This is a genomic window from Photobacterium satsumensis, assembly GCF_050336935.1.
Lineage (GTDB): Bacteria > Pseudomonadota > Gammaproteobacteria > Enterobacterales > Vibrionaceae > Photobacterium > Photobacterium satsumensis.
The window spans coordinates 1,117,297-1,139,642 of the sequence record NZ_JAKJSK010000006.1; the positions used below are offsets into that span (position 1 = coordinate 1,117,297).

Below are 22,346 nucleotides of genomic sequence, written 5' to 3' on the forward strand. Positions count from 1 at the left end.
CAAAATCGAACAAATACTCACCAATACACATAGTATTAAATGGGTGCTCTTACATTTCGAGCTCTGTGGTCAGGCTCGCAGCTTTCACCTCCTTGTTTACCTATACTCATCAATAGGATAGCGGCTCAAGCTCTAGCATATTTATACAAAAGGAACTCAAATGGATAAGGTATACGATTACATCATTGTCGGTGGTGGTATCGTCGGTATATCAACAGCTTGGCAGCTAAAGCAACGAAGACCCGATGCATCGATCATTGTTGTAGAGAAAGAAAATACGCTTGCCTCTCACCAAACTGGCCATAACAGTGGTGTTATCCATGCAGGAGTCTACTATGCGCCGGGAAGCCTAAAAGCCACCCTGTGCAAAGCTGGCGAGAAAGCGACCAAATCTTTTTGCACCGAGCACCAAATTCCTTTTGAACAATGCGGAAAACTGCTGGTTGCCACCAATACCGCCGAACTAGAGCGGATGCAGGCGCTTTATGAACGCTGCCTTGAAAATGGTATTGAGGTGTCACTGCTTAGTCAGGCTCAACTACAGCAGCAAGAGCCCAATATCACGGGACTTGGTGCGATTTTGGTTAATAGCACAGGAATTGTGGATTACAAACAAATCACCAACAAAATGGCTGAGTTGCTGCTTCAACTAGGCGGAGAAATAGCCAAACGTACAGAAGTTACGGCTCTTCACGAAGAAAAAGAGAGGGTCACCGTTAACTGCCAAAGTGACGGCCAGCCATTCCAATTACAAGGAAAGTTCTTGGTTTGTTGTGCCGGGTTAATGGCTGATCGCCTTACTCAAATGATGAATATCGACACCGATTTTCAGATCATTCCCTACCGTGGAGAGTATTATCGCTTAGCACCGCAACACAATCAGATCGTAAATCATTTGATCTACCCGATCCCTGATCCTGATCTACCGTTCCTCGGCGTCCACCTCACCCGGATGATTGACGGTACCGTTACTGTCGGCCCTAACGCTGTGCAGGGATGGAAACGAGAAGGATACAGCCGTATTAATTTCAGTGTTAAAGACACAAGCGAAATGCTCACATTTAAAGGGTTCTGGAAGGTTACTGCCAACAACCTCAAGGCGGGGTTAGCTGAAACCAAAAACTCATGGTGGAAACCGGGCTACCTGAAGCTGGTCAACAAGTACTGCCCGCAATTAACAGCCGCTGATTTACAGCCCTATCCCGCAGGGATCCGGGCTCAGGCTGTATTAAACGATGGCACCCTTGTTCATGACTTTCTGTTTGCAGAAAGCCCACGCAGCCTACATGTATGCAATGCTCCCTCCCCGGCGGCAACCTCAGCAATGCCTATTGGCAATTACATCTGCAACAAGGTATTGGGCCTATAACGTATGATGGCGTTTGGCCCGCTGGCGGTATAGGCTCAGGGCCAAATCCTTATCAAACTCCTTCTTGGATTTATACCCCAGAACTTGCCACGAATAACCCGCTTGGTATCCGCAAACAACCCTTGCCAGACAGTCTCGACGGGTTTCAATAATGAGTTTATTAATCATAGCTTTAAGTTTATTCATTGTATTGGCTCCTCGTATGGCTTGCCTCAACAATACGCCTTGGGGGCTGGCTGAATTATCCAAATTTATCAACTATAAGTACTATTCCATCAAGGCATTCACTTCAGCTCTAATTTCAGTACTATATTGATAAAGACTGGTACTTTTCCTTTATTCTGGATCCATTTCCTATGCACCAAGCGACTATCGAAAAAGTCATGCAGCGTCAAGGCTACTCATGGCGATATCGAAAGATTGAAGAGCCACTCAAACGCTATGAATGGCACTTCCATCAAGAGTATGAGTTGGTTATCCATCGCCACTTTCAAGGCAAAGCCTGTATAGGTCACTACGAGGGATCTTTCGGCAATAATAATATGGTGTTAATTGGTCCTAACCTGCCGCATCGATTTATCGCAACAGGCACTGAGGCAGAGCAACTTTGTGAAACCCATATTATTTGGTTCAAGAAAGAATGGATCGCCAATATGATGTTCAGTTGCGTAGAGATAAGAAAAATCGAAACGTTATTGAAACGAGCAGAAAAAGGGGTCGAGTTTTCTGAAGAAGCATGCCTGCAAGTTATTCGTTTACTTGAGACTATCACCTCCCACCCACCAATGGGGCAGCTTGGTATTCTGCTCCAAGTACTCAGCACGCTAGTGGGCGACAAAAACAGTCGTACCCTACTCTCTTATGCACCACAAAAGCTTTCCTATTCCCCGCAAAAAGAGCACAACGCGGAGAAAGTCAGCCAAGAAAAGATAGAAAAGGTTTGCCAATACCTTGAAGATCATTTCAGCCAACCCGTCACTTTGGCTGATCTTGCAACGTATATGAATACCAGTGAAAGTAGCATCCACAGGCTATTTTCTGTCCATTTCAAGGAAAGCTTTAGCCAGTACTTAAAAAAGCTGCGCTTAAACCATGCGGCAGAATTGCTACAAACCACCAGCCAGCCTATTGGCCTGATTGCCGAAAGCGTCGGCTATCGCAATCAAGTCAACTTTAACCGCCAATTTAAAGACTACAAACAGATAACACCACGTCAGTACCGCAACAACTATAAAATCAATGCTGCGGTCTGACGCGCTTACCCATAAGCTTTAAGGTTTGTGATGGGTAATCATGGTTTTATAACCCGCCTCTGCAGAGCCAACAAAATCAACGTAGTTAGTGATACTTTCTAACGCATCCTCCGGATGATGGGATACATAGAGAAGCTGACTAAGTTGGTTTTTGGCGATCATCTCCAAGGCATTTTTCACCAACTGCCGATTGAGAAAATCCAAGCCTTGATAGGGCTCATCCAAAATAAGTAGTTTAGGTCGCTTGATCAATGCGCGCGCCACCAGCAATAACCGTTGCTGGCCATACTCAAGCTGCTTAAATGACATCGACGCCAAATGCTCCATATGCAAAAGCTTAAGCCAACCTCTAGCCTGTTTGATTTCATCAATGCTTGGCTGCTGATACAAACCTATGGAATCATAAAACCCTGACAGTATGGTATCTAAGGCCGAGCAAGAAACACGGTACTGTAAATGCAGGGCTGAAGACACCATACCGATATGCTGCTTGATATCCCAAATCGTTTCCCCACTCCCCCGCTTAATACCAAAAATCTCAATATCATTGCTGTAGCACTGTGGGTGATCGCCAAAAATCAGGCCGAGCAATGTACTCTTGCCACATCCATTTGGCCCCCTGATCTGCCAGTGTTCATGGTTATTGATTTGCCAATTGACCCCATCAAAAATCAACCTGTCAGTGTATTCAACCTTACCGTTATGAATAGCAATAAGAGGATCAGGCATGTCGGTCTGATGACGGTATTGCTGGATTAAAACCAGTATAGCTTTACTGCGTTCACTCGATTGTGCCCGTAAATGTGCCAGCAAAGGTAGAGACTCCCACTCTTTGCGAGAGTAGGTACCCGCTAGCTTCTCTTCCTCGAAAATACCGACATGGGTAATGCTGTCCGGTAAAGCATGTTCGCGCGACGTGATCAGAATAACCTGCAATGATTGATGCAATTGATCGATAAGGCTAATCAGTTGTGTTTGATGGGCACTGTCCAAACCCGCAAGAGGATCATCCAGGATCAATAGCTCAGGCTGTTCAGCCAGCGCTCTGGCTAACATCACGCGACGGGTTTCGCCGGTAGACAAATTCCGAAAACCGCTATTTCGAAGACCTTGGAGATCCAAAAGAATGAGTAGCTGCTCGGCATGTTCCATGCTGTCACTGCTTGCAACGACTAAAGCCTCAACGGTTGTTCCCGAATCAAGCTTATCAAGAAAATCAGTATCATCCTTGGCAAGCTCTTCTTCTAACAGAACTTGTTGCTGAGCAAGCGACACCAGGCTGACCTTCCCAGGAATGCCTGACAGCTCGCCAGCAAAGGTCATTTCTTCGCCAAACTTTGTTCCATCAAGCACTTTCTTATTAATTAACAGTTGGGCGAACACCGAACCGGCATCGCCTTTGGCACAAAAGAAAGCCCAGTGCTGATCTGGATGTATCTCTAAATGAGGAATAAATAAACGGTTAGCTGGCTTATTGGAATCCGGTTGAATATTTTGAAGTGTAATTTGGTGTAGCTTGATGGACATCGGCTTCCTTCCCTGCAAGGCCATAGCGATATAACCACTACCTTACACGCAAGCCGATCAAACTGTCTATTTTAACAAGCGCACATTAGTCTTTGGGAAACGCCATGGTAATAGCGCCACTGTAGCAAGCCGTTCGACATTGGCCACAACCATCACATAACGCATCGTTAACCACAGGCATTTGGTTCGTTCTTATTTCTATAGCCTGATGCGGACACGGCTCGGCGCACAATTCACAGTATCCAGAGAGTCTATTGGCGCAACGAGTAGAGAATTCAGGGCGGACACCAATATCAGTTATGGCCAATGAAAGGGCTTGAGTCGGACAGGCTTTCTGGCATTCACCACATTGGCTGCAATCATTATATTCAAGGTTTAACTGAGGGAAGCCTTCCGGTCGCTCAATCACTTGCTGGGGACAGGCTTTTTCACACATATCACATGACTGGCAAACTTCAAGAAACAAGGCTTCATCAATCGCTCCAGGCGGACGGGGAACCGTGCGAACGACCGTCGGCGCTAACGCCTCTTTCTTTACGCGGTTTGCCCCGGAGAATAATCCACGAAACAAGCCGCGTCGGCTTACCGTGTAATGCTCCATGCAAGCTTTGTAATAACGTTCGTCCCGTTCACTCATTAGAAATAAACCTTTTTTTCCACTACCGAAATAGCCAACTCCTCAGATATAAACGTCAACCACTGTTGCGCCATTGCACCAAGCAGCTGGTAAGACTGAGTTTTAGCATTGCTCTGCATCAATTCAAGATATCGCGGTGCCCAGGGTAGCAAGTGGACAGATAACATTACCTTGATTGCCTCGTTATCATTGGCTTCCGCAAATTTTGACATTGCCATTAACATCAAACCGAACTGATCTTCAGGCTCACGCATACCTGTATCAAGGCTCATTTCCTTATTCGCTAAAAAGCGGCGGTAATCAACGGTAGTCTCACCAAAAATAACTTGCTCACGGTCAAGGTATACTGACCCCCATGGCGGTGCTGGCATCACTTCACAGCCTTCGAATAAAAGCTGGAAGTCCATAGCAAGCTCTTCTGCCCCATCCACCTCAATAGCTTGGAGCAGCTCTGCAAACGGTGAACCTTCTTGTTCATCACTATCCGCAATCATCTGACAGACTTGTCGGTTTGTCTCATGGGTAAGTGGATAATAAAAAAAGCTACCCAAAATACGAGCGATTGTTGAAATGTGCTCCATGGTCACATTTGCCTCCAGAAAATATAATGTCGTTCGATAAGTTCAAATTATGCCAATAGAGCGAGTAATTACATAAAGTTATCTATTAACACTTCCATCAGGAACAATAGCCGATAACTACCACGAAAAACATGTTTCAAGACAACAATCCATTCTTTAAGCTTTTGATTGTGAATGAGAATTGTTTCAATGTGGTAATTTTCAATCCGCTGTTATGTAAAGCACAAATCACCCAAAAAATTTGTATGATGAATATCACACTCTTATACATTTTATGCTTTCATTGCATTTATATCCGCCCTTTATTGATAGAAAACAAAGCTACTGCAACACACTCAGTCGAATATCACGATAGACCTCTACCTACAAAGAGTAGTGTGGATAACAAAAAATAAAGAGAATGTCGTGCTATGAAAAAAAAGCTCAAACAGCTCCTCTCTCCTACATTCAGCCGTCGTGATTTCATGAAATCCACGTCTGCAGTAGGCGGGCTTGCAGCCGTTGCCGGTAGTATTTCCCTACCTTTTAGATCATCCCCTGTTGCTGCAGCAACGACCGATGCAGAAGAAAAAGTCGTCTGGAGCGCCTGTACGGTTAACTGTGGTAGCCGCTGCCCTCTGCGTATGCATGTTGCTGATGGCGAAATTAAATGGGTTGAAACCGACAACACCGGTGATGATGAATATGGCAGCCATCAAATTCGTGCCTGCTTGCGTGGTCGTTCTATGCGCCGCCGGGTATACAACCCTGACCGCCTAAAATATCCGATGAAACGTGTAGGCAAACGGGGTGAAGGGAAATTCAAGCGCATCAGCTGGGAAGAAGCATTTGATGAAGTCGCCAACAACCTTACCCGCATTCGCAAAGAGTACGGTAGTGAAGCGGTCTATCTGAACTATGGTACCGGTACGCTAGGTGGCACTGTCACCAAGTCTTGGCCACCGGGCGGTAGCTTAATTGCCCGCCTGATGAACCTAACCGGTGGTTACCTAAACCACTACGGTGATTACTCCACAGCACAGATCGCCGCAGGCCTTAACTACACCTACGGTGGTTGGGCAAGCAACAATAGTTTCTCCGATCTGGAAAATACCAAGCTTATCGTCCAGTTTGGTAATAACCCGGCAGAAACACGCATGTCAGGCGGTGGCTTGATCCACCACTTGATGGAAAGCAAAGCCCGTTCCAACGCCAAGATGATCATGATTGATCCTCGCTACAATGACACCGCTGGCGGTCGCGAAGATCAGTGGATCCCTATCCGCCCGGGTACTGATACTGCGCTGGTAGCTGCAATTGCTCATGTCATGATCACCGAAAATATGGTCGATCAGCCGTTCCTCGACAAATACTGTGTCGGCTACGATGAAAAGACGTTACCAGCTTCAGCCCCAGCCAATTCAGACTACAAGTCATACATTCTTGGTCATGGCGAAGACGGCGTAGAGAAGTCACCAGAGTGGGCGTCGCCTATCACAGGTATTCCGGTCGACATCATCGTGAAACTGGCACGAGAGATTGGCCAAGCTAAACCATGTGCCATCTTCCAGGGCTGGGGATTACAGCGTACCGCCAACGGTGAAATCGCATCCCGTGCTATCGCTATGCTGGCACTCCTGACAGGTAACCTAGGGATCAACGGTGGTGGTTCAGGTGCACGCGAATCTGACTACAATATCCCATTTGTTCGCTTCCCAATCCCGGAGAATCCAGTTAAAACGGCTATCTCAATGTTCCTATGGACCGACGCAATTGTTCGCGGGCCGGAGATGACGGCAACCCGTGACGGTGTTCGCGGTAAAGATAAACTCGACGTGCCAATCAAGTTCATTTGGAACTACGCGGGTAACTGTCTGATCAACCAACACTCAGATATCAATCGAACCCATGAGATCCTGCAAGATGACAAGGCCTGTGAGATGATCGTGGTGATTGATAACCACATGACCTCTTCGGCCAAATATGCCGACATCTTACTCCCTGACTTGACCACATCCGAGCAAGCCGATTTCTGTATGGACACCAAGGCAGCCAATATGCCGTACTTCATCTATGCCGATAAAGCTATTGAGCCACAGTTCGAGGCACGCGGCATCTATGACATGTGTACCGAGCTTGCCAAACGCCTAGGTGTTGAAAAAGCCTTTACCGAAGGCCGTGATCAGGAAGGTTGGCTGCGTCATCTTTATAAGCTAACCAGAGAAAACGATCCTTCCCTGCCTGATTTCGAGACCGTGAAAAAACAAGGTATTGTTAAGCGCCGCGATCCTAACGGCCACTTCGTTGCTTACAAGGCGTTTAGGGATAACCCAGAGCAGAACCCACTATCGACCCCATCGGGTAAAGTAGAAATCTATTCTGAGCGCTTGGCCAATCTAGCCAAAGAATGGGAACTACCAGAAGGCGACGTCATTCACCCACTACCTGTCCATGTTTCAACAGCCGAAGGTTGGGATGATCCTAACCGCAGTAAATTCCCGCTGCAGTTAACAGGTTTCCATTACAAAGCGCGTTGCCACTCAACCTATGGCAATGTCGATATCATTAAAGAAGCGGCCCCACAGGAAATGTGGATTAACCCTCTCGATGCCGAGCAACGGGGCATTAAAAATGGTGATCTTATTCGTATTTTCAACGATCGCGGTGAAGTCCATATCAATGCCAAGGTCACCCCTCGCATGATGCCTGGTGTTGTTGCTCTGGGTGAAGGCGCTTGGTACGCACCGGACGGCCAAAAGATTGACCACGGTGGCAGTATCAATGTACTGACAACCCAGCGCCCTAGCCCATTGGCAAAAGGTAACCCGCAGCACACCAATCTGGTGGAAGTACAACTGGTGAATAAGGCATAAGGTTTAAACCATGAAACAATACGGTTTTTATATTGATTCAAGCAAATGCACCGGCTGTAAAACCTGTCAGCTATCGTGCAAAGACAACAAAAATCTGGATGTTGGTGTCAACTACCGTCGCGTCTATGAATACACGGGGGGTAACTGGGTCAAAGAAGGTGAAACCTTCCGTCAGGATGTGTTCTCCTACTACCTCTCTATTGCTTGCAACCACTGTGACGAGCCAGCGTGTGCCAAAGTGTGTCCATCGGGAGCCATGCATAAGCGCAAAGAAGATGGTTTGGTCGTCGTCAATGAAGATGTCTGTATCGGTTGCCAATACTGCTCAATGGCCTGCCCTTACGGCGCGCCACAATACAATGCTGATAAGGGCCATATGACCAAGTGTGATGGTTGTTATGAGCGTGTCGGCCAAGGCCTTGAACCTATCTGCGTGGGCTCATGCCCGTTGCGTGCATTGGAGTTTGGCCCTATCAATGATCTACGCAAGAAATACGGCACCAATGCGGATGTTGCGCCGCTACCGTCATCATTGAAAACCAAACCGAACATTGTCATTAAACCAAATCGTCATGCCCGCCCAACCGGCGATCGCAGCGGTTTCCTAGCAAACCCTAAGGAGGTATAAGATGGCTTGGCATGAATGGCCCCTGATCCTATTTACCGTGCTGGCACAAACCGCTGTTGGTGCGTATCTACTGCTTGGTGGCGTGATCTTAAAAGGCAAGCTCTGCGTCGGTGTTAACCACCGCCTACATCAAGCGATGTTTTTCCTATGGGTATTGATGGGTCTGGGTTTCGCGGCGTCTACCATGCACCTTGGCAGCCCACTGCGCGCTTTCAATGCGCTCAACCAAGTTGGCAGCTCTTGGCTATCCAATGAGATCTTCACTGGTAGCGTGTTCTTTGCGCTCGGCGGTGGTTACTGGTTGCTGGAAATGCTGGACAAAGGCCACGAAGCCCTTCGCAAACTGCTGCTAGCCGCAGGGATGATTGTGGGTATCGCCTTTATGTATTCAATGATCAGGCTGTATCTACTTGATACCGTACCGACATGGAATACTGTCTACACACCGATTGCTTTTGTGATGACGATGCTGACGTCTGGCCTTATCTTTGGTCATCTACTGCTAACTGGCGCACAGCACAAGATGGCAACTCTTGATCGTGTTTTGCCGTTTGTTGGCTCAATTGCCGTTGCAATCAGCCTGACTGCATTAGTTAGCCAGATTATTGGCCTTGGGGATATCCAAACCTCGGTCACCACCGCAACGGAACTGATCCCTAACATGGCTCAGCTGCAGATCATCCGTGTTGGCCTGCTACTTGGCGCTTTAGCGGTTTGGTTTATCCCTAACCTGATGAACAGCCGTCCGGGCGTACCTGTAATGGTTGTAAGTTTCGGTTTGGTACTACTTTCTGAACTGGTTGGTCGCGGTATTTTCTACGGCCTACATATGACTGTAGGCATTTAATTTCTTTTCGCTAAGCGAGTAAAAGCTAAACGGGAGCCCTTTTAGATAAGGGCTCCCGTTTTTTTTGTTCAGTGAACTTACGATTCTTTTAGAAGTTCGCTGTCATGCCCAAATACCAGCTACGTGGCTCGATAGAATAACCGCGCTGGGTGACATCAAATTCATCAAACTGCTCATCAGTGATATTGCGAACACCCGCACGCAGGCGCCAATCGCTGTTGATCAGGTAGTTCATACCCAAATCTGCCGTAGTGTAGCTTGGACGATGTAAATCACTTCCGCTATCAATTAGGGCCTCACCGCTATAATTAACGCGTAGGAAAGTATCAACCCAATCTGTCGCATACCAAGTCACACGCACATTGGCTTGATGATCTGGACGATCTTCAAGTGCTTTACCGGTCGATTTGTCTTCTGTATCTAGGTAGGTGTATGCACCATTTAACTGAATCGAATCTGTCACATCGTAATGAGCAGTCAACTCAAGACCTTGCGTCATCGCTTTATTGATATTCTTGTAGGTAAAAATATCACGGCCATCAGGCGAAGTGCCCACCGCATTGTCACGGTCTTGAGCAATCAGGTTTTTGATGTCGTTACGGAACAGGCCTGCTTCGACACTCCATATCGTCTCATTGTAGATCGCTGACATTTCGTAGCTAACACTAGTCTCAGGATCAAGGTCTGGATTTCCGACAACCTGGCAATCGCCTTTACAGCTGTTTATGACGTTTTCTTCTGACGTTTGCAGCAGTGTTGGTGCGTTAAACGCAGAGCCAACACCACCTTTTAGCGTTAGCTTATCCGTCACAGTGTTAACCAAGTAAGCGCGTGGGCTCCAGTGGCTACCGTAAGCTTCATGGAAATCGAGGCGAGTACCGTATGTCAATGTATAGTCGTCATTGATCTCCCACTGATCTTGCACGAACAGTGCCTGTTCATGAACATCAGCTTTACCTGTTTTTGTCAGGCTTTCAGGGTTATCTAGCTCTGAGTAGCTCCATTCACCACCAAAAGTCAGGGTGTGACTGCCTATATAGGTAGTACCGTGGCCATATACCTGTTGGTTGGTCTCGTCGATATCAGATACACCGCTATCAATTTCAGCGGCATCGACACTGGATACCGCATCACGGTTATAGCGAAGCTGTGCCTCACCCCAATCGAACATGCCGTTATACGTTAGCGCCTGCATATCGCGTTTTACACGAGACTCAGAATCGGTAAGGCCAGCGGTTGACTCAATGATGCCGTCACGTTCATCGTCAGTGTATGAGAAGTCAAAAGCCAGATCATGCATATCATTGATATACCAAAGCATGTTACCGCTTACAGCCAGCGTGTCACGCTCTTCAAGCGTCGTGGCTTGCGAGCGGTCATAATCGTTTCCTTTGTTATCTTGTGCCGTGCCAGAGAAAGCACTGTACGCATCTCGGCCTGTTTGGCTCACTGCAAATGACATATACAGCTCATCGTCAATCAACGCGCCTGAAGTATTGAAGCCTGTTGAATACTCGCCACCATTGTCATCATCACGATAGCTGTAGTCACCGCTAATTTGTGAGTTCCACTCGTTGGTCGGTTGCTTGGTGATCACGTTGATTACACCACCTAAAGCTTCAGAGCCGTACAGTGCTGACATCGGGCCGCGAATGACTTCTACCCGCTCAATGCTCTCTTTGGGAATTGCAGACAGGTCAAAATCATTGCCGCGGAAAATAGCATTTGAAGAACTCAACTTGCGGCCATTCACCAAAATCATGGTGAATTTTGGGCTCAAGCCGCGAATCGAGATCATTTCACGCCCTGCACGGCCACCATCCATTTGGCTTTCTACGCCAGCAATATTCTTCACCAAGTCATTCAATGCCAAGCTTGGCTCTGAAAGAATATCTTCTTCTGTCACCACCGAGATAGATGCCGGTGCCTTTGCTAAGGTGGTCTCGGTACGTGTTGCGGTAACCACCATTTGCTCATCCGTTTGATCGTCTTGTCGATCAAACTCTGCATAAACAGGCATGGAAATAAACACAGAAGCGACAGCCATTGCTAAAGGCTTGCGAATGAAGTGGGTGCTGGTATACATAAACGTCCTTTTAGAACTACAAAGCCAAATATAACGAGAATGATTCGCATTAGATATCTTATTCAATAAAATGGCAATACAAGTTCCATTCGGGTTTTGAATTGTGATTATTCGAGTTTTGAATAAATGCAGGTACCGAAATTCACATTCAGCTTATGTATAACTGCCTTATTACTTCGCGAAACCACATACACAACTCATCATTGTGATATCGCTTGTGCCAATACAAGTAGACATCTTGATAAGGCGAACGCAGCCCTTCAGGCACAGGACGAGCCACCAGATTTCGATTGATACAGGCTTCTTCAGCAAAAGGCGTTGGCAGATGAAAAATCACATCAGAGTGCTCAGCCATGGCTGGAGCGACATTGAAGTTAGTCAGCATCAACGGGGTGGAGACCGGTTTGTTTCGATCAGTCAGCCCGAGATCTCTGAAGCGTTTCTCTATAGATAAATTTCTATCTCCATGTAATGAAATTTGCCCAAATTGGCATTCCACTAGCTTTTCGGGAGTCAGCTCCTGCTCGGCTAAAGGATGATCTGCACTCATCAGTAATCTGTAATCACGCGATGCAATAAAGCTACGGTATATGTTTTGCTCTGATGACGGTGGTTGCTGAGTTGAGAGGACAAAATGCACATCCCCAGCAATTAAAGCATCAAAGTGGCGCTTAGGTACGGTATCTAGCTCTAGTGTAAGCAAGGGAGCATATTTCCGTAGGTGCTGAAACACCTTTGGCAGCAGCCAATTGACTTGCGGCACCAAGCCAAACACCTTCAAGGATTTTTGACATGTCTTTGGATCAAACTCTTGGTCGTGGACCAAGCGTTCCAAAGAGGCCAGCATGGAGCTGATTTCCGTCTTAACCGACTCGGCTTTTGGCGTCAACTCATAGCCATGGCTTGATCTGACCAATAGTTCATCTTTAAACAGGGCTCGGCATTTTTGCAACGACCGACTCACTGATGGCTGACTGATACTCAATGCCTGGGCGGTATTCGAAACATGCTTTCGCTCTAAGAGGTGCTTGAGCACGATAAGATGACTAATATCAATTTGGCATAAATTCATAATTTAATTGTCTGTTTTTTTGCAATGGCTAGCAGAAGAAGGACCAATACGAGCCCCATAACGCGCATACAAATGATAATCATATTCAATATATAAATAATCACTATCCACATCAAGCATGCAGTGATGTGGTTCAACTGTGCTACAAATAGCTTTCCAAGCGATAGAGTGTAAGCAAACATTAATATTACTAGGCTTTATGCCCCTTTCATGAGTAATATCAATAAAAACAATTCTCATTTGTGATTAGATTGCACTTATCAGCTTTTAATCAGCTCTAAGATTTACAAGGTTCGTTATGACTCGCTTTACCACTGCATTAAAATCAGCACTAATTCTGGGTGCGCTAGCAATCAATGCGCCTGCTTTGGCAGAATCCGTTACGGTTCAACACTCACTAGGCACCACCACCATAGAGCAAACGCCACAGCGCGTTGTGGTGGTAGGCGGTCACGGCAGCCTTGATACACTAAACCGTCTGGGTATTGAGCCTGTCGGTGCAGTAACCACAATGCTACCTGAGTACTTAGCCGACTACAGTGAGAAAGCCACCTCTATCGGCAGCATGAAAGAAGCGAACTTCGAACAAATTTTCACCCTACAGCCTGACGTGATCATTGCCGAAAGCCGTATGGTTGATGCCTACCCGACCCTGTCTCAAATCGCCCCCACTGTCATGCATGTTGTTGAGAACGGCAACTACTGGGAAGACACCAAGAAGAACTGGCGTATGCTGGGCAAAGTTTTCAACAAGGAAGCAGAAGCTAAGCAGTTGATTGAAGAAACTGAAGCGCAAATGGCAGAAGTTCGCGAACAAGTCCAGAAAGAAGGCCTAAAAACACTGGCTGTGATGAACAACGGTAACAACATCTCAATGTTCGGCGAGGTTAGCCGCTTCTCTGTGCTATTTGACGAGTTTGGCTTCGAACCTGCGCGTACTTCTGACACCCAAAACCCTCACGGCAACCTGATTTCGTTTGAGTTCATTGCCGATGCTGCACCAGATGTGCTTTTCATCCTTGACCGCGAAAGTGCAATTGGCCAAAGCTCTGGCAAAGCCCAGCAGTTGTTTGACAACCCGCTGATTAAAAGCACGCCAGCATACAAGAACAACCGTATTGTTTTCCTTAACCCAAGCGCATGGTACCTCACTATCGCAGGTGCAAATGCCACGGAAATCATGATTGATGATGCCCGCAAAGCAATAACTTCAACTCTATAACATCATTTCAGCCCGGCCTATGCCGGGCTTTATCCGGGCATAAATACCCATCATGCATAATAAAAAATTACTCTGGGCAGTTATTGCCCTATTCCCCCTGGCGGCTTTTTCACTTTTTATTGGTGTAGCCAATATCAGCTTTGAAAGCTTGCTAGCCGGCGATGAACATACCCTCTCCATTCTTTTTGGTAGCCGCTTACCTCGCCTACTCGCCATCTGTTTGGCCGGAGCAGGATTAAGTGTTGCAGGTCTGATCATGCAGCAAGTCTGCCAAAATCGATTCGCCGCCCCCTCAACAACCGGCACGATTGATTGTGCAATGCTTGGCTATGTCATGGGGATCGTGTTTTTTGCTGGCGCCAACCGCTGGATAAGCCTTGGGGTTATCCTTATGTTTGCGCTAGTGGGTACATTGATCTTTGTGCAATTCCTACAACGGCTGCAGTTCAAGAATGCCGTGTTAGTACCATTGATTGGTATTATGTACGGCAATGTCATTTCAGCAATGACCACTTTTATTGCCTACCGTTATGACTTGGTTCAAACCATGTCGGCCTGGACGGTCGCCAACTTTGCTTCGGTACTGCAGGGCAATTATGAATTCCTCTACCTAGCCCTACCGGCTTGTATGATTGCCTACTACTACGCCAGCCAGTTTAGTGCCGCCAGTGTCGGTGAAAGCTTTGCCAAAAACATTGGTTTGGACTTCCAGAAAATTGTCTTCATCGGGGTATTGATCGTCGCCATCCTAGCTTCAACCGTTGTGATGATCGTCGGCGTTATTCCTTTCCTTGGGTTAATTATCCCTAACCTCGTTGCTATTTTTATGGGCGATAATATGCGCCGTAACCTGCCGTGGACGGCCTACTGGGGCATTGTCATGGTGTTAACGTGCGATATTTTAGGGCGTTTAATCATCTTCCCTTATGAAATGCCAATTTCGATGATCATCAGCATCTTCGGCGGTGCGGTATTTATTGCTCTAGTACTGAAGGACAAATCCAATGCGTGACAGTGTAAAAGTCTCCCTGCTTGCAGTATTGGGGTTGCTCATTACTGTCTACTTCATCGGTCAGGGCCTCAACGCCCAAAATTACCAGTTCTTTCTATCGCTAAGACTACCGAAGGTCATGGCTATTGTTTTGGCCGCTATTGCCATTTCAACCTCGTCATTGGTATTCCAAACCATTACCAACAACCGGATCTTAACGCCTTCTATCCTTGGCTTCGATTCACTTTATGTCATGATTCAGGTCATTATCATCGTGATGTTCGGTAGCATGAGTGTGTGGTTTGCCGATGCGAAAGTTAACTTTCTCATCACGACCCTGACGATGAGCGTGTTCTCCATGGTGCTGTTCAGCCTGTATTTCCGCCGGGCAAACAGCAACGTGTTCACGCTGCTTCTTATAGGTATCGTGTGTGGCAGCCTCTTCAGCAGTATTTCCAACTTCTTTACCATGATCCTCGACCCGAACGAGTTTGCCAATCTGCAGAACACCATGTTCGCCAGTTTCAATAACGTAAATGCTGAATTGGTGTACTGGTCAGCCATTCCGCTGGGGATCTGTATTGCGATCTTGTATTCACTAGCCCATAAACTGGATGTTTTCTGGTTGGGTACTGACAACGCCAAAAGCTTGGGTGTCGATACCCACAAAGTCACAATGCAAGTCATGATGGTAATCACCGTGATGGTGGCTATCTCAACCGCCTTGGTTGGCCCTGTTTTGTTCTTTGGCTTAATCGTCGTCAGCCTGACCCGGCAGCTATTTCGTAGCTACCATCATACTTTCCTTATGCTGGCAGCAAGCACTATGTCGGTAGTGCTTCTGGTTGGTGGTCAATGGCTAATTGAAAACGTCTTTGCTTTCGATACGACTATCAGTGTCATCATCAACTTTGTTGGTGGTAGCTACTTCCTATACCTTCTAATGCGTAACAAGTTTTGATTTATCATGATTAAATTAACTGGACTCTCAAAAAAATATAACGATATCTTGGTGGTTAGTCAGGCCAGCGCCTTGTTCCCATTAGGAGAAGTAACCTCAATCATTGGCCCAAATGGCGCAGGTAAAAGTACCCTGCTTTCAATGGCAAGCCGCCTTACCGAAAGTGATGCCGGTGAAGTACTGATAGCAGGAAAGCCTTTATCGCAGTGGGACACCCAAGAGCTGTCAAAACGCTTGGCCGTCTTGCGCCAGTCAAACAACATCAATATGCGATTTACGATTCGTGAGCTGGTCGCGTTTGGCCGCTTCCCACACAGCAAGGGCCGCCTGACTAACGAGGATAACCGTATTATTGATGAGGCGCTGGAACATTTGGATATCACCCATATTCAAGATAAGTTCTTGGACCAACTCAGTGGTGGCCAACGTCAAATGGCCTTTATCGCCATGGTTGTAGCGCAAGATACTGACTACATTTTCCTTGATGAGCCACTGAACAATCTTGATATCAAACACTCAGTGGAGATCATGCAGACTATCCGCCAGCTTGCCCATAAGATGAATAAAGCAGTTGTGATTGTGATCCACGATATCAACTTCGCATCTTGCTATTCCGATAACATTGTCGCGATGAGAAAAGGGGAAGTGATTAAAAGCGGTAAAGTCGGCGAGGTTATCCAACAGGCCATTATGGAAGATATCTATAATATCCCGTTTAAGATCCAAGAAGTCGACGGCAGCCGGATCTGTATGTATTACGGTAGCTAATCAGGTATCAATCGATTTCAAATAAAAAAGCGGCAAGTGTTCATGTTTTCAAAACTGTTCACTCGCCGTTTTTACTTTTATTCAGATAAAAAGCGCTAAGGTTGAACCGGTACGGGCTGAATAGCCGTTAGTTCGAAGCTGATCGCTCCCATCGGGCATGATAGCCGGCACTGACCGCAACCCGTGCAGTTCTCTTTTATCACGGCTGGGCGCTTATCTTTCAAATCAATAGCTTGCTTCGGACAATCTTCAGCACACATATCACAATAGCCGTGGAGAACCCGACGGCATGCACCACTGAAAACAGGGATCATACCGGTTGAAGCAATATTGTTAGATAATGCTTGGGTTGGGCAGGCTTTTTGGCATTCGCCGCAATCAGTACAGTAGTTACAATCCAAATGAAGTTCTGGCTTACCTTCAATCATACTGATCACTTGCTGCGGGCAGGCTTTTTCACACTTGCCACAACCATCACAAAGCTTCGCCAGTAAATCTTCATCGACCGCTTGCGGCGGGCGAGCCACCTTACGGCTAAACGGCTCGGCAATTGCAGCTTGTTGGGTTTTCTTGGCCCCAGACAACAACCCACGGAACAGACCACGGCGGCTCACTTGCTTGTGCTCAAGCACCGCTTTGTAATAATTTTCGCTTTTTTCTACCATACCGCTCTACCTGTTAACCCTACCCATCCGGTGTATTTATCGGTACAAACGAACGATTCGGTATTCTGCTTTAACCAACTGGGCAAACTGACGCAATGTACCTACTGCCGCCAAGCTGATCCCTTTGTAGAAGTCGGTTTCGGCTTGTTCACGCATGATATGCAACATACGCGGAGCCCATGTTAGCACATGCTCAGTCAGAAATTTTTCCAACGCACAAAGCACAGGTGATGGTTTGTCATCATCAATATCCTGCTGTAAAGCCATTTCTGTTAGGTGCGCTAAGAAGGTAAAAATCAAACCAATGTGATCTTCAGGTTCACGCTCGCCTGTATCGATTTCAACACCAAACTGGGCATAAAACTCCTTGATCACCAAGGTTGGCTGACCAAACGTCGTTTGCTCTTCTGTTAAATAGACCGATGCCCACGGCGCGGCTTTCAAGGCATCAGGGCCAATAAATAAATCCTGAAAATCAGTCGATAACCCTTTTAAATCAGGCTTTCGCTTAAGCAGTGCCAACCCTTGCTCCAGTGAGTCATTATCAGCATCAAGTGGCCATTGCTCAATAAGGGCATCTTGGTAAATGGCGTCAATAAACTCAGCCGATGGTGCCTGATGGAAGGCTTGATAAAAAAAACGGCTAACTAACGACAAGCCTGCGACAGTTTGAAATTGTTGTTCAGTCATATTTTTTCCAAAAAAGAAGGCTGAATAATCAGCCTTCCTTGCTTAATCAAATCGTAAAGTAGCTTCAATGCTAAAGTACCGACGTACTTAAACGATTAGGTACTTAAATGATTAGGTACTTACATACCAGCACTGGCACTGATATAGACATCATAGAAGAAGGCGCGGCCCATAAACTCTGATACCAATACCAACATAAAGCTTGCTATAACCGCATGTTTAGCATCACAGCTACCCTTCACTGCACTTACTAGCCAAAATAAGATACCAGCAAGCAGTAAACCCACACGCATTATGGCTAAACGGAATGAGTAATCTACCACTTCAAACGGATTAACCTGAAGATTAAGCTGTCCCAACCAAACCAAGTAAGCCGCGTACCCCATCAGAGCCACAAGGCCAAAGCCTGCTGCTGACAGCGCCAGTGTTCGATCAGCTTTAGCGCCAAGCTCCCCCATCCCAGCAGATTGTGCACGTAGCATCACAGCTGCCGCTATCGGTCCTAGTACGGCTGCTGTCATTAGGAATTGAAACGATGTAAATGGCGTATTCCATGTTGGGACTGTCGCCAAGGTGTAGACATTGGCAATAGCCAAAATAAACACTACGCCCAATACCATAGCGATCGGTAGTAAACGCTGGCGGATTTCAGGCTTTAGGTTGAATAACCTTAAGCCAGTGTATGCCGCACCAGCACCACCAAATAGGCTCAAACCGACAATTTCAAGGCTAAGTGCACTTCCGTGAGCCAAACCAAACATCACATTGAACATACGCAGCGGGTGGCCAAGGTGAGTCACAGAAGCAATCGCGCCTATCCCCAGCAATACAAATACAGCGATAAAGCTGCGTGTCATGACTTTATCGTTCGGCTTGAATCTCATTTCAATCAGGCCAAGCGCAATAAACATACCCACGGCACTTTGCGCCAGTACGGTAAAGAAGACTAACGATAGCTGGCTCATGCGCCCACCTCCGTTGGGTTCTGGATACTACCCTTGGTGTCGCCGCTTAGTTTGGTGTTCGAGCAAGTGCTGACGATCAAGTTCGGGCTGGTCAAGCGTGGATCCGGTAACGGTGCAATATCCGCACGGGCACCATACTTCTGACGAAGCTCATGAATCGGACCAAAATCTAACGCCCGTAGCGGACATGATTCAACGCAAACTGGCATTTGGCCAGTTCCGATGCGCTCGTAGCAGCCGTCACACTTGGTCATATTTTTCTTTTCAGGGTTGTACTGTGGGGCACCGTATGGGCACGCCATTTCACAGTAACGACACCCAACACAGACATCTTCGTCTACAACAACCAAGCCATCTTCTTTACGCTTATGCATCGCGCCAGTCGGGCACGCTTTCGCACACGCAGGGTTACTGCAATGGTTACAACTGATCGACATATAGTAAGCAAACACATCGTTGGTAAAGGTGCCGTCTTCATGCTGCACCCAATCACCACCGGCATATTCGTATACACGGCGCCAGTTAACGCCGACCGGTAAATCACTTTTGTCTTTACAAGATACTTGGCACGTTTTGCAGCCAGTACACTTACTGGTATCAACGTGGAAACCATATTGAGTCATTTACGCTTCTCCTTAGGCCTTGGCTACTTCAACTAGAATGGTGTGCTGCGCGTTACCTTTTGATAGCGGGGTCGCACGCGGTGAGGTTAGGGAGTTGATACAACCACCTTGGTCAACACCTTTCTTGTCTGGGCTATACCATGCACCTTGACCCATGGCTGCTACTCCCGGCATGATACGAGGCGTGACTTTAATCGCGACACGGATTTCGCCACGGTCATTCCACACTTTAACGAAGTCACCGCTCTTCAGGTTGCGCTTCGCCGCATCCATTGGGTTGATCCAAATACCATCGAATACTGCTTCACGTAGCCACGGAATATTATGGTAGGTAGAGTGCGTACGACCTTTGGTGTGGTAACCAAATAGCTGTAGTGGGAACTCTTTGGTTTTCGGATCTAAATGGCTTTCCCATGTCGTCACGTACTTAGGCAGCGGTGTGATCACATCACCGTCTTTTAGATCCCACTCTTTGGCAATCGTCTCTAGTTTGGTTGAGTAAATCTCAATTCGACCAGATGGTGTGCCTACAGGGTTAGCTTCTGGATCATTACGGAACTCTTCCAGAGCAATACGACCTTCTTTTGGCGCAACGATGGTGTATGGGCCTTCTTTACGAAGCTGCTCCAGCGAAGGAATATTCGGGTCTTGCTTCATGCGCTCCGCATACAGGTATTCCAGCCACTCATCACGAGTACGGCCTTCGGTATACTGCTCGTATAGACCAAAGCGCTTAGAAAGATCTGCACACATCTGGTAGGCACTGCGAGTTTCATACAATGGTTCAATCGCCCGAACCAATGGCCATAAACCGGCCATCGAACCTGATGCGTAGCCGTCTGAGCTTACTTCGTTGTTTTCAATTGTGGTGACATCAGGCAACAGTAGGTCTGCATAGCGAGCAGAAGCCGTCATGTGGTTATCACACACAACAATGAACTCTGCTAATGACTCATCTTTGATGATTTCAGCGTGACGATTAAGGTCTGAATGCTGGTTCATCAGCATGTTGCCAGAGTATGAAAGGATGAACTTGATTGGCGTACGCAAACGCTCGCCACCTTGAATACCATCCGTTTTATCCGTCATTTCCTCGTGGCGCCAAATAGCATCACTCCACTTGAAGAACGGCACTTTCACTTTCACAGGGTTTGGATCGACAGGAATAACGGGTGCAGGATAGCCATAGTTCGCAGGCATATCACCGGTATTCGTCCCCGGCAGGCCAATGTTACCGGTCAGGATTGGCAGCATAACAATGGCACGAGACGCTTGCTCACCATTAGCCTGACGCTGGATACCTGAACCTTGAGTGATAAAACATGGCTTTGCCGTACCAATTTCACGCGCTAACTGAATGATCTTCTTTTCAGGAATGCCGGTAATTTCAGCTGCCCACTTTGGTGTCTTTTCGATACCATCAGCGCCTTGGCCCAGAATGTGAGCTTTGTAATGGCCATTTGCAGGTGCACTTGCAGGGAGAGTTTTCTCATCAAAACCCTGGCAGTATTTATCGAGGAACGCTTGATCGACGAGCTTCTCAGTGATCAATACATGGGCGATACCTTCAACCAAAGCGGCATCGGTACCCGGTCGAATCGCTAACCACTCGTCTTCTTTACCCAACATGGTATCGGTGTAGCGCGGATCTATGATGATAGTGCGAACATTACGCTTGCGCTGGGCAGCGATGTGCTCATGTATTTCGCCGCCGCCACTCATACGGGTTTCTGCCGGGTTGTAGCCAAACATCACCAGTAATTCAGCACTTTCGATTTCAGAAGTATATGAGCCGAATGCCGATGCCTTCTTGTCACCATAAGTAAACGGCAACGCAAACTGGATTTGGCCCCAGCTATAGTTTCCGTAATATTCAAGGTACCCCCCCATCATATTAAATAGTCGCGTGAAACAACCGACACCGTCAGTACGGTAGCCCTGCGTTCCTGTACCATAGGTAATAAATATGGAGTCGTTACCGTATTCTTTAATGGTGTACTTCAGCTTGTCAGCCATCAGATCCAGCGCTTCGTCCCAGCTGATACGCTCGAAACGCCCTTCTCCACGCTCACCGACACGCTTCATCGGGTACTTCAACCGATCAGGATTGTAGACACGGTGCTTAATTGAACGACCACGTAGGCACGCACGGATTTGGTGTTGACCAAATTCACTATCATCACCTCGGTTATCTGTTTCAATCTGAGTGATGACACCGTCTTTGGTGTGGACACGAAGTGCACAACGGCTACCACAGTTAACCATACAAGCAGACCAAACAGTGTTTGTCTCACCTGCTTGTTCATCTTCAGGTTTTGCCACGGCTTTCAGTGGAAGGCCAGTGCCCACCGCTGCGGCTGCACCTCCAACAGCGGTTCCCCACTTAATGAAAGTACGGCGCTTGATCGGCGAGAGAATTGCTTCATTTATCCAATGTTTCATATTGCGACCATTATGAATGTGACAGATAGATCTAAACAAATGCAATCGAGATGACATAGATTGCACTATTTGCTCAGAACATAAACATCTTGTTTTTTCACAATACTAAAGTGGCAATTGTCAGAAATTAATGATCGATATCAAATTAAGAAGCTATGTTTTTATAA

20 protein-coding genes are annotated in these 22,346 nt (G+C 47.0%); 9 read left to right on the forward strand and 11 right to left on the reverse strand.

The window, feature by feature from the left end:
• The first annotated feature begins 160 nt into the window (after positions 1-160).
• Positions 161-1,369, forward strand: a complete 1,209-nt coding sequence (lhgO, locus tag L4D79_RS05255; protein ID WP_428648321.1) for an L-2-hydroxyglutarate oxidase — start codon at positions 161-163, stop codon at positions 1,367-1,369.
• Here lhgO and L4D79_RS05260 read toward each other — a convergent pair.
• Positions 1,364-1,555: a hypothetical protein gene (locus L4D79_RS05260; RefSeq protein WP_428648324.1), complete on the reverse strand. Its 192-nt coding sequence runs from the start codon at positions 1,553-1,555 to the stop codon at positions 1,364-1,366. The two genes, lhgO and L4D79_RS05260, sit on opposite strands and share 6 nt — an antisense overlap.
• Before the next feature lie 170 nt (positions 1,556-1,725).
• On the opposite strand from L4D79_RS05260, the gene L4D79_RS05265 reads away from it, so the two are divergent.
• A complete protein-coding gene (locus L4D79_RS05265; RefSeq protein WP_428648327.1) occupies positions 1,726-2,622 on the forward strand; it encodes a helix-turn-helix domain-containing protein in 897 nt (298 codons plus the stop codon).
• Between the two features lie 18 nt (positions 2,623-2,640).
• On the opposite strand, the gene L4D79_RS05270 is transcribed toward L4D79_RS05265, so the two are convergent.
• From L4D79_RS05270 to L4D79_RS05280, 3 genes are all read right to left on the reverse strand, one after another.
• A complete protein-coding gene (locus L4D79_RS05270) occupies positions 2,641-4,149 on the reverse strand; it encodes an ATP-binding cassette domain-containing protein (RefSeq protein WP_428648330.1) in 1,509 nt (502 codons plus the stop codon).
• A gap of 85 nt (positions 4,150-4,234) precedes the next feature.
• Positions 4,235-4,786, reverse strand: coding sequence for a ferredoxin-type protein NapF (locus L4D79_RS05275; RefSeq protein WP_428648333.1), 552 nt, complete (start codon positions 4,784-4,786; stop codon positions 4,235-4,237).
• Complete coding sequence (locus L4D79_RS05280; protein ID WP_428651712.1) at positions 4,786-5,367, reverse strand: molecular chaperone TorD family protein; 582 nt, start codon at positions 5,365-5,367, stop codon at positions 4,786-4,788. Before L4D79_RS05280 ends, L4D79_RS05275 begins: the two co-directional genes overlap by 1 nt.
• A gap of 410 nt (positions 5,368-5,777) precedes the next feature.
• Between L4D79_RS05280 and L4D79_RS05285 the strand changes: the two genes are divergently transcribed.
• Genes L4D79_RS05285 through L4D79_RS05295 form a run of 3 tightly spaced genes read left to right on the forward strand, consistent with a single transcriptional unit; the run spans position 5,778 to position 9,694 of the window.
• Positions 5,778-8,219 carry a DmsA/YnfE/YnfF family dimethyl sulfoxide reductase gene (locus L4D79_RS05285; protein ID WP_428648336.1) on the forward strand — a complete coding sequence of 814 codons (2,442 nt, stop codon included), beginning with the start codon at positions 5,778-5,780 and terminating at the stop codon, positions 8,217-8,219.
• A 10-nt stretch (positions 8,220-8,229) separates the two neighbouring features.
• Positions 8,230-8,847 (forward strand): DMSO/selenate family reductase complex B subunit, encoded by a 618-nt coding sequence (locus tag L4D79_RS05290; RefSeq protein WP_428648339.1) that lies wholly within the window; start codon positions 8,230-8,232, stop codon positions 8,845-8,847.
• 1 nt (position 8,848) lies between these two features.
• Positions 8,849-9,694, forward strand: coding sequence for a DmsC/YnfH family molybdoenzyme membrane anchor subunit (locus tag L4D79_RS05295; protein WP_428648342.1), 846 nt, complete (start codon positions 8,849-8,851; stop codon positions 9,692-9,694).
• An 88-nt stretch (positions 9,695-9,782) separates the two neighbouring features.
• On the opposite strand, the gene L4D79_RS05300 is transcribed toward L4D79_RS05295, so the two are convergent.
• Positions 9,783-11,780 (reverse strand): TonB-dependent receptor domain-containing protein, encoded by a 1,998-nt coding sequence (locus L4D79_RS05300; protein ID WP_428648345.1) that lies wholly within the window; start codon positions 11,778-11,780, stop codon positions 9,783-9,785.
• A gap of 148 nt (positions 11,781-11,928) precedes the next feature.
• Positions 11,929-12,852, reverse strand: a complete 924-nt coding sequence (locus tag L4D79_RS05305; RefSeq protein WP_428648347.1) for a LysR family transcriptional regulator — start codon at positions 12,850-12,852, stop codon at positions 11,929-11,931.
• A 298-nt stretch (positions 12,853-13,150) separates the two neighbouring features.
• On the opposite strand from L4D79_RS05305, the gene L4D79_RS05310 reads away from it, so the two are divergent.
• Genes L4D79_RS05310 through L4D79_RS05325 form a run of 4 tightly spaced genes read left to right on the forward strand, consistent with a single transcriptional unit; the run spans position 13,151 to position 16,794 of the window.
• Positions 13,151-14,074: a siderophore ABC transporter substrate-binding protein gene (locus tag L4D79_RS05310; protein WP_428648350.1), complete on the forward strand. Its 924-nt coding sequence runs from the start codon at positions 13,151-13,153 to the stop codon at positions 14,072-14,074.
• Between the two features lie 52 nt (positions 14,075-14,126).
• Positions 14,127-15,086 (forward strand): ABC transporter permease, encoded by a 960-nt coding sequence (locus L4D79_RS05315; RefSeq protein WP_428648353.1) that lies wholly within the window; start codon positions 14,127-14,129, stop codon positions 15,084-15,086.
• A complete protein-coding gene (locus tag L4D79_RS05320; RefSeq protein ID WP_428648356.1) occupies positions 15,079-16,026 on the forward strand; it encodes an iron chelate uptake ABC transporter family permease subunit in 948 nt (315 codons plus the stop codon). Before L4D79_RS05315 ends, L4D79_RS05320 begins: the two co-directional genes overlap by 8 nt.
• Positions 16,027-16,032: 6 nt before the next feature.
• Positions 16,033-16,794, forward strand: a complete 762-nt coding sequence (locus L4D79_RS05325) for an iron ABC transporter ATP-binding protein (RefSeq protein WP_428648359.1) — start codon at positions 16,033-16,035, stop codon at positions 16,792-16,794.
• 95 nt (positions 16,795-16,889) lie between these two features.
• Here the strand turns inward: L4D79_RS05325 and L4D79_RS05330 are convergent, their stop codons facing one another.
• The 5 genes from L4D79_RS05330 to L4D79_RS05350 all read right to left on the reverse strand — a co-directional run bounded on the left by L4D79_RS05330 (position 16,890) and on the right by L4D79_RS05350 (position 22,179).
• Positions 16,890-17,459, reverse strand: a complete 570-nt coding sequence (locus L4D79_RS05330) for a 4Fe-4S binding protein (protein ID WP_428648362.1) — start codon at positions 17,457-17,459, stop codon at positions 16,890-16,892.
• 36 nt (positions 17,460-17,495) lie between these two features.
• Positions 17,496-18,149, reverse strand: coding sequence for a TorD/DmsD family molecular chaperone (locus L4D79_RS05335; protein WP_428648364.1), 654 nt, complete (start codon positions 18,147-18,149; stop codon positions 17,496-17,498).
• A 119-nt stretch (positions 18,150-18,268) separates the two neighbouring features.
• Positions 18,269-19,114, reverse strand: coding sequence for a dimethyl sulfoxide reductase anchor subunit family protein (locus L4D79_RS05340; RefSeq protein ID WP_428648367.1), 846 nt, complete (start codon positions 19,112-19,114; stop codon positions 18,269-18,271).
• Entirely contained in the window at positions 19,111-19,737 is a 627-nt protein-coding gene (locus tag L4D79_RS05345) for a DMSO/selenate family reductase complex B subunit (RefSeq protein ID WP_428648370.1), read from the reverse strand. The genes L4D79_RS05340 and L4D79_RS05345 overlap by 4 nt, the downstream gene beginning before the upstream one ends.
• A 12-nt stretch (positions 19,738-19,749) precedes the next feature.
• Complete coding sequence (locus tag L4D79_RS05350; protein WP_428648373.1) at positions 19,750-22,179, reverse strand: DMSO/selenate family reductase complex A subunit; 2,430 nt, start codon at positions 22,177-22,179, stop codon at positions 19,750-19,752.
• Between the last annotated feature and the right edge of the window lie 167 nt (positions 22,180-22,346).

Coding starts and splice junctions, on each gene's coding strand:
- lhgO (WP_428648321.1), top strand. CDS start 161: ATGGATAAGGTATACGATTACATCATTGTCGGTGGTGGTATCGTCGGT.
- L4D79_RS05260 (WP_428648324.1), bottom strand. CDS start 1,555: ATGAATAAACTTAAAGCTATGATTAATAAACTCATTATTGAAACCCGT.
- L4D79_RS05265 (WP_428648327.1), top strand. CDS start 1,726: ATGCACCAAGCGACTATCGAAAAAGTCATGCAGCGTCAAGGCTACTCA.
- L4D79_RS05270 (WP_428648330.1), bottom strand. CDS start 4,149: ATGTCCATCAAGCTACACCAAATTACACTTCAAAATATTCAACCGGAT.
- L4D79_RS05275 (WP_428648333.1), bottom strand. CDS start 4,786: ATGAGTGAACGGGACGAACGTTATTACAAAGCTTGCATGGAGCATTAC.
- L4D79_RS05280 (WP_428651712.1), bottom strand. CDS start 5,367: ATGGAGCACATTTCAACAATCGCTCGTATTTTGGGTAGCTTTTTTTAT.
- L4D79_RS05285 (WP_428648336.1), top strand. CDS start 5,778: ATGAAAAAAAAGCTCAAACAGCTCCTCTCTCCTACATTCAGCCGTCGT.
- L4D79_RS05290 (WP_428648339.1), top strand. CDS start 8,230: ATGAAACAATACGGTTTTTATATTGATTCAAGCAAATGCACCGGCTGT.
- L4D79_RS05295 (WP_428648342.1), top strand. CDS start 8,849: ATGGCTTGGCATGAATGGCCCCTGATCCTATTTACCGTGCTGGCACAA.
- L4D79_RS05300 (WP_428648345.1), bottom strand. CDS start 11,780: ATGTATACCAGCACCCACTTCATTCGCAAGCCTTTAGCAATGGCTGTC.
- L4D79_RS05305 (WP_428648347.1), bottom strand. CDS start 12,852: ATGAATTTATGCCAAATTGATATTAGTCATCTTATCGTGCTCAAGCAC.
- L4D79_RS05310 (WP_428648350.1), top strand. CDS start 13,151: ATGACTCGCTTTACCACTGCATTAAAATCAGCACTAATTCTGGGTGCG.
- L4D79_RS05315 (WP_428648353.1), top strand. CDS start 14,127: ATGCATAATAAAAAATTACTCTGGGCAGTTATTGCCCTATTCCCCCTG.
- L4D79_RS05320 (WP_428648356.1), top strand. CDS start 15,079: ATGCGTGACAGTGTAAAAGTCTCCCTGCTTGCAGTATTGGGGTTGCTC.
- L4D79_RS05325 (WP_428648359.1), top strand. CDS start 16,033: ATGATTAAATTAACTGGACTCTCAAAAAAATATAACGATATCTTGGTG.
- L4D79_RS05330 (WP_428648362.1), bottom strand. CDS start 17,459: ATGGTAGAAAAAAGCGAAAATTATTACAAAGCGGTGCTTGAGCACAAG.
- L4D79_RS05335 (WP_428648364.1), bottom strand. CDS start 18,149: ATGACTGAACAACAATTTCAAACTGTCGCAGGCTTGTCGTTAGTTAGC.
- L4D79_RS05340 (WP_428648367.1), bottom strand. CDS start 19,114: ATGAGCCAGCTATCGTTAGTCTTCTTTACCGTACTGGCGCAAAGTGCC.
- L4D79_RS05345 (WP_428648370.1), bottom strand. CDS start 19,737: ATGACTCAATATGGTTTCCACGTTGATACCAGTAAGTGTACTGGCTGC.
- L4D79_RS05350 (WP_428648373.1), bottom strand. CDS start 22,179: ATGAAACATTGGATAAATGAAGCAATTCTCTCGCCGATCAAGCGCCGT.